The following is an 11,878-nucleotide window of genomic DNA, read 5'->3' on the forward strand; positions in this document are numbered from 1 at the left end:
ACCTCCTTGGGCATATGCCCGAGTGTTTCACTTCCTCGTTTTCATATTGGTAGCCCGGCAAGACTCCATTGCGAGCCATTAAAATCTTTATTATATGGATTATTGGAGGGGAAAGTGTTTGTGCGTGCCCGATCCCTGAATTGGAAAAATACTTAAGTAAAGTGCCTAAGGTGTCTTTCTGGAGTGTCGAGATATCATTGGGGCCTATCGGAGACGTATCAAAATAGATAAATATTTAATACAAGGAGTGTCGTTTTCAGTCAGCGTGTGTTTTATTGCTTCAGGTAAATCAGTTACTAGTGATCAGCGAAGCTATTAAACCACTGGGGGAGACATAGTTTGCAGGCATTTAAGACATTGGAAGGTTTAAGCCTGGAATGGACCGGCACACACTATTCAAAACAAGGTGATTTCCCCGACCTTTCTACCCACACGGTAACCTATGAAACCGCGACACATTGTTACGTTACGGCGTCAGGAAAGTTAGTTGGGGAAGCTTCATATACCTATGAAGCCATGGACGATAGGATGGCGGCGTTGATTTATCGGCCTGATATATATCAGGGGCGAAAAGGTGTGGTGCTTTATGCGATGCTCGATTTTGTACAGATGATGGATCGCGCCATTATTCTCTATCAGGATCGGCCACTAGCGCTGGCAAATGGCAGTTTTCAGGTGGTGAATACTCCGGTGCGACCTACAGCCTGAAAATTGAAAAATAAGGAAAATGGTGAGCTTATGAGAGAGTGCGAGAAAATTAATTATATTGAGTTGCCCTCCAGGGATTTGGGTAAGACAAAAGCATTCTTTACCGAGGCTTTTAATTGGACTTTTACCGATTACGGTCCGGAGTACACCGCTTTTTCAAATGCGGGATTGGACGGTGGCTTTTTCAAGGCAGAGCTGCAGAGCACTACTGAAAATGGATCTGCATTAGTGGTGTTATACAGCCGCGACCTGGAGGGTACCCTGGAGAAGGTCACGCGATGCGGAGCCGAAATAGCCAAGCCAATTTTCCCGTTTCCTGGTGGCAGGCGCTTCCATTTTAGGGAACCTTGCGGCAATGAATTTGCGGTTTGGTCTGATGTGGGGTCTGCGTAGAGGCGTTTACAGAAAAAAGCCCCCGATTTTACTCGGAGGCTTTTGGGAGACTGGCAACCGTTTCTATTAAGCTTCGAAATCGGTACCCAGCTTCTTTTCCACCAGCTGCTTTTTCAGGGTGGCGTACTGGGGAATGCCATTTTTGTAAGGAGGGTAATCCTCGCCTTGAATTAATGGCAGCAGGTACTTGCGTCCCTCTTCAGTAATTCCAAAGCCGTCTTCGCTGATATATTCGCGCGGCATAAATTTTTCTACGTTGGCGACTTCAGACAGTGGCGCCTCTGCGATGGACCAGCTGTACTCTTCACCTTCTGCGCGAATAATGGCAGGCATAATGGCATTTTTGCCTGCTGCAGCCATTTCCACTGCGGCGCGACCTACGGCGTAGGCTTGCTCAACGTCGGTAGCAGAAGCGATATGGCGGGCGGCGCGCTGGAGGTAATCTGCCAGGGCCCAGTGGTACTTCAGGCCGAGTTCGCTTTTGACCATGTTGGCCAGGGTCGGTGCAACACCGCCCAACTGCTTGTGGCCAAAGGCGTCGGTGGTGCCGGCATCGGCAAGGAAGGTGCCGTCGCCGTACTGGGCGCCTTCGGAGGCGACGATAACGCAGTAGCCTTTCTCGTCTACGGTCTTTTGTACCTTGGCGAGGAACTTCTCTTTATCGAAAGCGATTTCCGGGAACAGGATAATGTGGGGTGCATCGCCTTCCTGTTCCTGGGCCAGAGCGCCGGCAGCGGCAATCCAGCCCGCGTGACGGCCCATCACCTCGAGAATAAATACCTTGGTGGAAGTAGCGCACATGGAGGCCACGTCCATGGCCGCTTCCTTGGTGGAAACGGCAACATATTTGGCAACGGAGCCAAAGCCCGGGCAGTTGTCGGTCAGGGGCAGGTCGTTATCTACAGTTTTGGGAATATGGATGGCCTGGATTGGATAACCCATGGTCTCGGACAGCTGGGATACTTTCAGGCAGGTGTCTGCTGAGTCGCCACCACCGTTGTAAAAAAAGTAGCCAATATTGTGCGCTTTGAAGACTTCGATCAGGCGCTCGTATTCTGCGCGGTTCTCTTCCAGACTCTTCAGCTTATAGCGGCAGGAACCAAAGGCACCGGAGGGGGTGTGGCGCAGTGCAGCAATATCCTCTGCGCTCTCTTGGCTCACGTCGATCAGCTCCTCGCGCAGCGCGCCGAGAATACCGTTTAGCCCTGCGTAGACATTGCCAATCTGGTCCGGGTTTTCACGCGCAGCTTCAATTACGCCGCAGGCGGATGCGTTGATCACGGCGGTAACGCCACCGGACTGCGCATAAAAGGCGTTCTTTTTCGACATGGTTATCCTGTGCTTATAGAGATATAGAGAAGTATCCCGATCCGGTAGTCCGCCTCGCATCTAGTTTTAAACATTTGTGCCAGTGGGGATAACCGGGAGCTCGTATCGGGTGTCGACCCTTTCGGGAAAATTCCTACCACCGTACCGGGGATGAGGCCGACCAATGCGGGGGCGGAGTCTAATGGAATAGCGAGTAAATTGCATGGTAACTGGGGTATTTGGCAATTACTGGCCCGAATTGCCGTGTTAAGCTTGCGCCGCAACCCGTAGGAGTACATTTTTCCGCTATGCATATTCATATTCTAGGTATTTGCGGCACATTTATGGGCAGTTTGGCCCAACTGGCGGTGGCGGAAGGGCACCGCGTAACCGGCAGTGACGCCAATGTTTATCCACCTATGAGCACCCAGTTGCAACAGGCGGGTATCCAAATTACCGAGGGCTATGATCCCGCACAGCTGGAGCCCGTCCCGGACCTGGTGATTATTGGTAATGCCATGTCCCGGGGAAATCCGGCGGTAGAGGCGGTGTTGGAAAAAGGGTTGGCTTACACCTCTGGCGCCCAGTGGTTGTGCGATCATTTCCTGGGTGGCCGCTGGGTATTGGCGGTTTCCGGAACCCACGGTAAAACCACCACCGCCAGTATGCTGGCCTGGATTTTGGAAGCGGCAGATATGCAGCCCGGCTTCCTGATTGGTGGAGTTCCGGCTAATTTTGGTGTCTCTGCTCGTTTGGGAGAGTCTCCCTTCTTTATTGTCGAGGCGGATGAGTATGACACTGCCTTTTTCGACAAGCGTTCCAAGTTTGTGCACTACCGCCCGCGCACGGTGATTATCAACAATCTCGAATTTGACCACGCAGATATCTTTGAGGACCTGGCGGCAATCCAGAAACAATTCCATCACCTGGTACGAACTGTGCCTGCTAGCGGCCTGATAGTGGCCTCTGCCGAAGAGAATGTAGAGCAGGTGCTTGATAAAGGCTGCTGGAGTGAAGTGCAGCGGGTTGGCAGCGAGTCTGCCGAAGGTGTGCGAGTGGGTGATTGGTGCGCAGTGGATATTGCCGCCGATGGCAGCAGTTTTACGGTTCAGTTCAAAGGCGAAGCTGTGGCGCGGGTCGAGTGGGACCTGACCGGGCAGCACAATGTGCAAAATGGCCTCGCGGCTATGGCTGCGGCGCGGCATGTGGGTGTCACCCCAGATTTGAGTGCGGCAGCTCTGGCACGCTTCCAGGGGGTTAAACGCCGTATGGAGTGCCTGGGAGAAGTGGCCGGCATCCGTGTTTACGATGATTTTGCCCATCACCCTACCGCGATTGAATCCACCCTCAATGGTCTGCGGGCGAAGGTAGGGGAGGATAAAATCATTGCCCTGATTGAACCGCGTTCCAATACCATGCGTATGGGAGTGCACCAGGGCAAGCTGGCCGACTCCTGCTCCGGAGCCGATATGGTGCTCTGGTATCAGCCTGAGGGAGTTAACTGGTCCCTGGAAGACGTCGCCCACCACTCATCGGTGCCGGCCAAAACTTTTGATTCGATTGAAGATGGTGTGGAATCTGTGTTGCAGCTAGCCGATTCCGGTAGCCATATCGTAGTGATGAGCAACGGCGGCTTTGGCGGTATCCACCAGCGCCTTATCGGTGCCCTGGAACAGAAATACGATCTCTAAGTCAGAAGACTAATGTTTCCTGCGCAGTCCTATGCTCGCAGGGCTTAATAAGGTATCGACTTTGCATCAATCCTCTTTCGAAAAGACCGTGACCCTGGCTATGACCGGGGCCTCCGGCGCTCAGTATGGTTTGCGCCTGTTGCAATGCCTGCTGGCATCGAATGTGCGCGTGTGGTTGCTGTTGTCTGAGGCGGCTCAGGTGGTCATCAACACCGAAACTGATATGCAGTTGCCGGAGGGCGATGAGCGCGAGTTGCAGAATTTCCTCGCCGATCGTTTTGCCGCGCAGGAAGGCCAGCTGGCCCTTTTCAGCAAGCGCGATTGGTTTTCCCCGGTGGCTTCTGGAACCGGGGCGCCAGCCAGTATGGTGATCTGCCCGGCAAGTGGTGGCACCTTGTCTGCGGTGGCCTGTGGAGCATCGAACAACCTGATTGAGCGGGCTGCGGATGTAGCCCTGAAAGAGCGCCGCCAGCTCATTCTGGTTCCCCGCGAGGCGCCTTACTCAGAGATTCACCTGGAAAATATGCTGAAACTCACCCGCATGGGGGCCATGATCCTGCCGGCCAGCCCTGGCTTTTACCAGAGGCCCAGTTCGGTGGAAGATATTGTGGACTTCGTGGTGGCGCGGTTGCTCGACCAGTTGGGCATCGAGCAGAAGCTGTTGCCCAGCTGGGGAGAGCAGGATGGGCAATGAGATAAAACCGAGTATTACGATTCACTACTGTGTGCAGTGCAACTGGATGTTGCGAGCCACCTGGATGGCCCAGGAATTGCTGCACACTTTCGCCGATGACCTCAATCAGGTTGCATTGCAACCGGGTACTGGGGGAGTATTCGAGATTCGGATTGGCGAAATTTTGATCTGGGAGCGCAAGCGTGACGGCGGCTTTCCCGGTGCTAAGGAGCTCAAACGTCGCGTCAGGGATACCCTGTTTCCCGAACGCGACCTGGGGCATATCGACAATCCCTGAAAAAAGTTCCAATAAAACGGTGCGGTGGCAAATTTTAGGTTTGCTAATTCATCGCATAGGCGAACAATATGCGCGCCGCAATGCGGCCAGTTTTTAGTTTGGAAAGAAGCGGAAATTTATGCTGTCAGCTTTACAGAAGTCTTATGAATACTTGGTGACCAAGCGGCCCGCTGTGGTGTTGGTGGTTATCGGCCTGTTAACCCTGCTGGCAGCCCTCGGATTGTCCCGCCTGAAGATCGACGCCTCTGCCGATTCCCTCACTCTGGAAGCTGATAAATCCCTGGATTATTTCCGCGAGATTTCCGAGCGCTATGCCAGTGGCGACTTCCTGGTTGTCACTTACCGCTCCAAGACTGGGGACCTGTTCAGTGATGAGTCCCTGGAAACCCTGGGCAAGTTGCGGGATGAATTGGCCAAGGTAGATGGTGTGTCCAGTGTGCAGAGCATTCTCGATGTCCCACTGCTGTACAGCCCCAAGCTGGTTCTCACCGATATCAGCGATGAGGTGCGCACGCTCGCCAGGCCCGATGTCGATCGGGATATGGCCCGGCAAGAGTTCCTCTCAAGCCCGATTTATCGGGAGTTGATCCTGAGCCCGGACGGGCAGACGACCGCCATTCTGGCGAACCTGAAACTGGATAGCCGCGGCATCGAGATGGTGCGCGAGCGGGATGCTTTACGCAGCAAGCGCAATACAGAGGGGCTGACTCCGGAAGAGGCCGTTCGCCTGGAGGAGATCAGCGCGGTCTATCTGGCCCACCGTACTGAGCAAGAGAAAATTGCCCACCAGCGAGTCGATACCGTGCGCGGAATTCTGGCTGGCTACAACGGCGAAGCGGAGCTGTTCCTCGGTGGTGTCACCATGATTACCGCCGATATGATTTCATTTATTAAAAGCGACCTGCTGGTATTCGGTGTGGGGATCCTCGCTTTTATCGTGATTACCCTGTTGCTGATTTTCCGCCAGCCGCGCTGGGTGCTGTTGCCGCTGATGACTTGTGTTACCACTGCGGTGGTGATGCTGGGGCTACTCGGCTGGCTGGATTGGCGACTGACAGTGATCTCGGCCAACTTTGTCGCACTGCTGTTAATTATTACCTTGGCAATTACCATCCACCTGGCGGTGCGCTACCGGGAATATATTGCCCAGAACCCGGATTGGAATCTTGAAAAGCTGGTATTGCAGACAGTGCGCTTTATGGCCAAGCCCTGCCTGTATACCGCACTGACCACCATCGTGGCTTTTGTGTCCCTGGTGGTGAGCGGCATTCGCCCGGTTATCGATTTTGGCTGGATGATGACGATGGGTGTGACTGTGGCTCTGCTGCTGTCGTTCCTTATTATTCCCAGTTTCCTGATGGTGCTGCCGAAGCGTGTGGGCAGTGTGAGTGCAGATAACTCCCACGCATTTACCCTGCAGTTTTCCCGCTTTGCTGAGCGCCACAAGTTTGTGGTGCTAGGTATTTCACTGCTGGCAGCCGTCGTGAGTGTGGTGGGTATATCCCAGCTGAAAGTGGAAAACCGCTTTATCGATTACTTCGATGATTCCACGGAAATTTATCAGGGCATGCTGGTGATTGACCGCCGCTTGGGTGGCACTGTGACCTTGGATATTATTCTGGATCAGCCCGAGGAGCAGGAGGCAGCTTTCGAGGGAGAAGAAGATCCGTTTGCGATGGAAGCAGAGGAAGATCCCTTCGCTGTAGAAGAGGACCCCTTTGCCTCCGATGATCCATTTGGCGGTGAAGAGGAGTCAGTGGAGCAGAGCTACTGGTTTACGGTTGCCGGTTTGGCAAAGCTGGAGCAGCTGCATGATTACCTGGAGGAGCAGCCGGAGATAGGCAAGGTTCAATCTCTGGCGACCCTGTATAAAGTTGCCGTGGATCTGAATGGCGGTCCCCTCAATGACTTTGAGCTGGCGGTGGCCAATACCAGCCTGCCGGCCGAAATTCGCTCTGTCCTGGTAGACCCCTATTTATCTGTGGAGAACAACCAGGCTCGTATCACCCTGCGGGTGATGGAGACAGACCCCACCCTGCGTCGCGATGAGCTGATCCAGCGTATCTACAACTACGCTCACAATGAGATGGGCATAGCTCCAGAGAATGTTCATCAGACCGGCCTGTTGGTTCTGTACAACAATATGTTACAGAGCCTGTTTAAATCCCAGATCCTGACCCTGGGTGCCGTCTTTGTCGGAATCCTGCTGATGTTCCTGGTGCTATTCCGCTCTCTGTGGATTGCTCTGATTGCACTGGTGCCAAATATGCTGGCGGCCTGTGTGGTACTTGGTGGTATGGGGCTCGCGGGTATTCCGCTGGATATGATGACCATCACTATCGCCGCGATTACCGTGGGTATCGGGGTGGATCACGCGATTCACTACCTGTATCGCTTCCGCGCGGAGTTTGCCAAAGATGGCAATTACCTGGCGACCATGCACCGTAGCCATGCAACGATTGGCCGTGCCATGTTCTACACGGCGATCACGATTATTGTCGGTTTCTCAATTTTGGCGCTGTCGAAGTTTGTTCCGTCGATCTATTTCGGCCTCCTAACCGCGCTGGCGATGTCCGCCGCACTGTTGGGTTCCCTGACACTTCTGCCCCTGTTGCTGGTGATGTTCAAGCCGCTCGGTCGTCAAAGGCAAGCTGATAAAGTTGAGCCCGAGGCACCGATGCAGGAGGCGCCCAGCGCCTGAATCGAAGAAATTTGAAATATAAAAAAGCCGGGATAACCCCGGCTTTTTTTATGTCTGCTCAACAGTCGGGACTCAGTCCTGGCGGCTGGTAATTTCCAGCAGGTGGTAGCCAAACTGGGTTTTGACTGGGCCATGCACCTTGTGCAGCTCTTCGGAAAATACGACCTTGTCAAATTCGGGAACCATCATTCCCTTGCTGAAAGAGCCCAGGTCACCGCCGGAACGGCTAGAGGGGCACTGGGAGTACTGCTCGGCAATTTTACCGAAGTCAGCGCCGTTCTCGATTTGCTGTTTCAGGTCCTGGCACTGCTGTTCATTTTCAACCAGGATATGGCGAGCGGTTGCTGTAGGCATGAAAAATCTCCGTTTGGTCAATTTACCGCAGCAGCTTAAAGGCTGGGTGTTGGGCTTGCCAGCGACAATTACCGCAAAGTGGAAAAACTTGCTCCCAATCCAACCGGTTGGCGGTAAAAAGTCTCTTAACCTGCCGCAGAGTTCCCTAGGGCGATGTTATCTTTAGGGTACACAAAAAATAATGAGTGATGACTTTGCAACAGATACCCCTTTTTCCCCTGAGTGTCCCTCTATACCCCGGCGTGACTTTGCCCCTGCGGATTTTTGAGCAGCGCTATATTCACCTTGTCAGTGAGTCCATGAAAACCAATAGCGGCTTCGGCATTGTTTTGATTCGCTCCGGGGGCGAAGTGGGGCGCGCTTCAGTATGGCCTCTCGGTGTTTATGTCGACATCGTGGATTGGGGGCAGGGTGAGGGAGGGCTGCTAAATGTGGAGGTTAAAGGTCGGCGTCGCTTTCGCATTGTCCACACCCGTCGCGCAGAAGATGACCTGCTTCTGGGGGAGGTGGAATGGATACCAGATGAAGATGAAAAGCCGATTCCGGCGGATTGCGATGGTCTTCTGTCGGTATTGGAGGAGTTGAAGGAGCGGGCACAGACGCTATCACTTAAATTTGAGCCGGTGGAGTCTGCGGACTCACTTTCCTGGCAATTGGCTCAGCTTCTGCCATTGGAGGATAAGGTTCGCACCGATCTGCTGGCGGTAGAAGATCCTCTTATGCGACTTGCTACTATCGCCGAGAACCTGGACCGTTGGACGCGGGAATAGCTAGATACAAAGCTGTGCGGCCCGGTAATCGGCACTTTAAACCGGGTCTCGCTGGGTTATACTGCGCGGCCGACCGGATTTTGCACGGAGAGCCAAGTGACCGCCACAGACACCGCTGATCAGCAATCCACTCGCGCCAAGCTCGAACAAATGGGGCGCGCCGCCCGTACCGCCGCCAAACAGATAGCTGCCGCGGATACCTCCACCAAGAATAATGCTCTCAAAGCCATCGCTGCCCAACTGGAGACTCAGCGGGTGTCTCTACTGAAGGCCAATGCATTGGATATGCAGGCGGGTCGCGAGCGCGGCTTAGATGCGGCTCTTCTGGATCGTCTGGAGCTTAACGATGCCCGCATCGATGGCATGATCGAGGGCTTGGTGCAGGTGGCAGAGCTGCCCGACCCGGTGGGAGAAGTTGAAGATTTACGCTATCGCCCCAGCGGTATTCAAGTGGGCAAAATACGTGTGCCCCTAGGGGTGGTGGGCATTATTTATGAGTCCAGGCCCAATGTGACCATTGATGCAGCGAGCCTGTGCTTAAAATCCGGCAATGCCACAATTTTGCGTGGAGGCAGTGAAGCGCTGCACTCGAACAAGGCAATTGCCACCTGTATTACCGCTGGCTTGCGAGAAGCGGGTTTACCGGAAACGGCGGTGCAGGTTGTCGATACCACCGATCGAGCAGCGGTGGGTGCCCTGATTACTATGCCGGAATATGTGGATGTGATTGTACCCAGGGGTGGAACCGGCCTGATTGAAAGGGTCAGTCGCGAAGCCCGGGTGCCGGTGATCAAACACCTACACGGTGTTTGTCATGTGTATATCGATGATCGGGCTGACCTGGACAAAGCTTTCGATATCGCCCTCAATGCCAAGACCCATCGCTATGGTGTTTGTAACGCCATGGAAACACTTTTAGTTGCCGAGATGGTTGCGGCGGATATACTGCCGCGCTTGGCTGGTGCCTACGAAGACAAAGGGGTTGAATTGCGCGGTTGTGACCGGACCCGTGAAATCATTGCTCACTGTGTAGCGGCGACAGAAGATGACTGGAGTGAGGAATACCTTGCCCCGGTTCTCGCTGTGCGTGTTGTTGCGGATATGGAAGCGGCTATGGACCATATTGCCTGTTACGGATCCGGCCACACCGAGGCAATTGTCACCCAGGATTACAGTCGCAGCCGCCGTTTTATGAGTGCTGTGGATGCCAGCTCAGTGATGATTAATGCCTCAACCCGCTTTGCTGACGGTTTCGAGTACGGCTTGGGGGCGGAAATTGGTATCAGTACTGATAAAATCCACGCCCGCGGCCCGGTTGGCCTGGAAGGGCTCACTTCGCAAAAATGGATTGTGTTCGGAGATGGCCATATCCGGCAATAAGCACTTTTCCCTTTGGGGCAGCGAGTGCGGGGGGTACGAGAAATAATTGTGGCGAGCAAAAGGCATAAGTTGGCCCTGTTTGGCGGAACCTTTGATCCGATTCATCTCGGCCATTTGCGCATGGCGCTGGAGCTGCGCCAGGTGCTCGAATTTGATGAAATGCGCCTGCTACCCAGCCACCAGCCTGCCCACCGGCAGACGCCAGGTGTATCGTCCCGCCAGCGTAGCGAAATGCTGGCTCTGGCGCTTGAGGGGTGTGATGAGCTCACCCTGGATGAGCGAGAACTCCATCGTGGCGGAGCTACTTATACGGTAGATACCCTGGAGGAGCTGCGCAGTGAACTGGGAGGTGAAGCCTCCATCAGTTTCTGCATGGGATTGGACTCCCTATTGAGTCTGCACCGCTGGCACCGCTGGGAGCGCCTCTTGGAGCTGGCACATCTGGTGGTGGTAACAAGGCCGGGCTGGCACCTGCCAGATCGCGATAGCGAAGAGCATGGCCCTCTGGCAGAACTGCTGGAGAATCATCGGGGCACGGTTGCAGGCTTGCATACACGAGCATGTGGTTGCCTGCTGTTGCGGGAGCAGACCATGTTGCCAATTTCCGCGACGCAAATTCGCGAATTAATTAAAAGTGGCCAGTCGCCACGCTATTTACTGCCCGCAACTGTGTTGCAGTACATAGAAGATCATCGACTTTATACAGAGGTTGCTTCAGGCGACCCGCAATGAATCAAGGTGTTATGACAAATATTAAAGATATCGCTCTCAATGCGCTGGAAGATTTGAAAGGTAAGGATATTGTTTCCCTGGATGTTTCCGGGCTTTCAGATGTAATGGACAATCTGCTGATCTGTACTGGTACTTCCAGCCGCCAGGTTAAGTCCCTGGCAGAGAACGTTGTAGACGAGCTGAAAAAAGAAGGTATTCGCCCCATTGGTGTTGAAGGTGTTGACCAGGGCGAGTGGGTATTAGTCGACTACGGTGACTTGGTTGTTCACGTGATGCTCGCAGATGTTCGCGGTTTCTACGATCTGGAAAAACTCTGGTCTATGACTCCGAATACCCGTGACGATGCCGATGGCAGTGATCCGCACCAGGGTTAATTGCTGTGAAAATCCGCATTCTTGCCGCCGGTGGAAAAATGCCGGCTTGGGTGCAGGAGGGCTACGCCGAGTACGCTAAGCGCCTGCCCCGGGAAATTGCTCTGGAAATGGTGGAAATTCCACTCGGCCAACGAGGCCAAAAGAGCTCTGCAGCCCTGATTGAAAAAGCGCGAAAAAAAGAGGGCGAGGCGATGCTCGCCGCTTTGGGACCGCGGGACCACGTGGTAGCGCTCGATGTGAAAGGCAAGCCCTGGAGTACCGAGCAGTTGTCGGCGCAATTAAGTGATTGGCAAATGCTTGGGGAAAATATCAGCCTGTTAATTGGCGGGCCCGACGGTTTATCCGAAGACTGCCTCGCCCGTGCGCGCCAGCGCTGGTCTCTGTCCCCACTGACCTTGCCACACCCGCTGGTGAGGGTGGTTCTGGCTGAACAAATTTATCGCGCCTGGACATTATTGGCCGGCCATCCCTACCACAAATAAAATATTTGCGATAA

General features: G+C 54.0%; 13 protein-coding genes. 11 read left to right on the forward strand and 2 right to left on the reverse strand.

Going from position 1 to position 11,878, the window contains the following annotated elements; translation table 11 throughout:
* Positions 1 to 339 precede the first annotated feature (339 nt).
* Together ACJJIZ_RS06960 and ACJJIZ_RS06965 are read left to right on the forward strand one after the other, a co-directional pair.
* A complete protein-coding gene (locus ACJJIZ_RS06960) occupies positions 340 to 708 on the forward strand; it encodes a hypothetical protein (protein ID WP_413663153.1) in 369 nt (122 codons plus the stop codon).
* A gap of 30 nt (positions 709 to 738) precedes the next feature.
* A complete protein-coding gene (locus ACJJIZ_RS06965; RefSeq protein ID WP_444915647.1) occupies positions 739 to 1,101 on the forward strand; it encodes a VOC family protein in 363 nt (120 codons plus the stop codon).
* A 66-nt stretch (positions 1,102 to 1,167) separates the two neighbouring features.
* Here the strand turns inward: ACJJIZ_RS06965 and ACJJIZ_RS06970 are convergent, their stop codons facing one another.
* Entirely contained in the window at positions 1,168 to 2,430 is a 1,263-nt protein-coding gene (locus ACJJIZ_RS06970) for a 6-phosphofructokinase (RefSeq protein WP_444915648.1), read from the reverse strand.
* A gap of 287 nt (positions 2,431 to 2,717) precedes the next feature.
* On the opposite strand from ACJJIZ_RS06970, the gene mpl reads away from it, so the two are divergent.
* The 4 genes from mpl to ACJJIZ_RS06990 all read left to right on the forward strand — a co-directional run bounded on the left by mpl (position 2,718) and on the right by ACJJIZ_RS06990 (position 7,772).
* Positions 2,718 to 4,100 carry a UDP-N-acetylmuramate:L-alanyl-gamma-D-glutamyl-meso-diaminopimelate ligase gene (gene mpl, locus ACJJIZ_RS06975; protein ID WP_444907407.1) on the forward strand — a complete coding sequence of 461 codons (1,383 nt, stop codon included), beginning with the start codon at positions 2,718 to 2,720 and terminating at the stop codon, positions 4,098 to 4,100.
* Between the two features lie 31 nt (positions 4,101 to 4,131).
* Complete coding sequence (locus ACJJIZ_RS06980) at positions 4,132 to 4,794, forward strand: flavin prenyltransferase UbiX (protein WP_444915649.1); 663 nt, start codon at positions 4,132 to 4,134, stop codon at positions 4,792 to 4,794.
* Positions 4,784 to 5,071, forward strand: a complete 288-nt coding sequence (locus ACJJIZ_RS06985; RefSeq protein ID WP_282931461.1) for an Rdx family protein — start codon at positions 4,784 to 4,786, stop codon at positions 5,069 to 5,071. Before ACJJIZ_RS06980 ends, ACJJIZ_RS06985 begins: the two co-directional genes overlap by 11 nt.
* Positions 5,072 to 5,189: 118 nt before the next feature.
* Positions 5,190 to 7,772 (forward strand): efflux RND transporter permease subunit, encoded by a 2,583-nt coding sequence (locus ACJJIZ_RS06990; RefSeq protein ID WP_444915650.1) that lies wholly within the window; start codon positions 5,190 to 5,192, stop codon positions 7,770 to 7,772.
* A 72-nt stretch (positions 7,773 to 7,844) separates the two neighbouring features.
* Here the strand turns inward: ACJJIZ_RS06990 and ACJJIZ_RS06995 are convergent, their stop codons facing one another.
* Positions 7,845 to 8,126: a peptidylprolyl isomerase gene (locus ACJJIZ_RS06995; RefSeq protein WP_282931463.1), complete on the reverse strand. Its 282-nt coding sequence runs from the start codon at positions 8,124 to 8,126 to the stop codon at positions 7,845 to 7,847.
* A gap of 188 nt (positions 8,127 to 8,314) precedes the next feature.
* Between ACJJIZ_RS06995 and ACJJIZ_RS07000 the strand changes: the two genes are divergently transcribed.
* The 5 genes from ACJJIZ_RS07000 to rlmH all read left to right on the forward strand — a co-directional run bounded on the left by ACJJIZ_RS07000 (position 8,315) and on the right by rlmH (position 11,864).
* Complete coding sequence (locus tag ACJJIZ_RS07000) at positions 8,315 to 8,896, forward strand: LON peptidase substrate-binding domain-containing protein (protein WP_444915651.1); 582 nt, start codon at positions 8,315 to 8,317, stop codon at positions 8,894 to 8,896.
* Between the two features lie 96 nt (positions 8,897 to 8,992).
* Entirely contained in the window at positions 8,993 to 10,276 is a 1,284-nt protein-coding gene (locus ACJJIZ_RS07005; protein WP_444915652.1) for a glutamate-5-semialdehyde dehydrogenase, read from the forward strand.
* Positions 10,277 to 10,324: 48 nt separating this feature from the next.
* On the forward strand, positions 10,325 to 11,008 hold the full coding sequence (gene nadD / locus ACJJIZ_RS07010; protein WP_444915653.1) for a nicotinate-nucleotide adenylyltransferase: 684 nt from the start codon (positions 10,325 to 10,327) through the stop codon (positions 11,006 to 11,008).
* Entirely contained in the window at positions 11,005 to 11,382 is a 378-nt protein-coding gene (gene rsfS, locus ACJJIZ_RS07015; protein ID WP_413663146.1) for a ribosome silencing factor, read from the forward strand. The genes nadD and rsfS overlap by 4 nt, the downstream gene beginning before the upstream one ends.
* 5 nt (positions 11,383 to 11,387) lie before the next feature.
* Positions 11,388 to 11,864, forward strand: a complete 477-nt coding sequence (gene rlmH, locus ACJJIZ_RS07020) for a 23S rRNA (pseudouridine(1915)-N(3))-methyltransferase RlmH (protein WP_444896240.1) — start codon at positions 11,388 to 11,390, stop codon at positions 11,862 to 11,864.
* Positions 11,865 to 11,878: the final 14 nt, after the last annotated feature.

It is taken from the genome of Microbulbifer maximicatervae (SeqCode) (genome assembly GCF_052467225.1).

What these genes read in the sequence shown, in the direction of transcription:
- ACJJIZ_RS06980 (WP_444915649.1), top strand. Translation starts at nt 4,132, where the DNA reads ATGCTCGCAGGGCTTAATAAGGTATCGACTTTGCATCAATCCTCTTTC.
- ACJJIZ_RS06990 (WP_444915650.1), top strand. Translation starts at nt 5,190, where the DNA reads ATGCTGTCAGCTTTACAGAAGTCTTATGAATACTTGGTGACCAAGCGG.
- ACJJIZ_RS06985 (WP_282931461.1), top strand. Translation starts at nt 4,784, where the DNA reads ATGGGCAATGAGATAAAACCGAGTATTACGATTCACTACTGTGTGCAG.
- ACJJIZ_RS06970 (WP_444915648.1), bottom strand. Translation starts at nt 2,430, where the DNA reads ATGTCGAAAAAGAACGCCTTTTATGCGCAGTCCGGTGGCGTTACCGCC.
- rsfS (WP_413663146.1), top strand. Translation starts at nt 11,005, where the DNA reads ATGAATCAAGGTGTTATGACAAATATTAAAGATATCGCTCTCAATGCG.
- ACJJIZ_RS07000 (WP_444915651.1), top strand. Translation starts at nt 8,315, where the DNA reads ATGACTTTGCAACAGATACCCCTTTTTCCCCTGAGTGTCCCTCTATAC.
- ACJJIZ_RS06995 (WP_282931463.1), bottom strand. Translation starts at nt 8,126, where the DNA reads ATGCCTACAGCAACCGCTCGCCATATCCTGGTTGAAAATGAACAGCAG.
- mpl (WP_444907407.1), top strand. Translation starts at nt 2,718, where the DNA reads ATGCATATTCATATTCTAGGTATTTGCGGCACATTTATGGGCAGTTTG.
- ACJJIZ_RS06965 (WP_444915647.1), top strand. Translation starts at nt 739, where the DNA reads ATGAGAGAGTGCGAGAAAATTAATTATATTGAGTTGCCCTCCAGGGAT.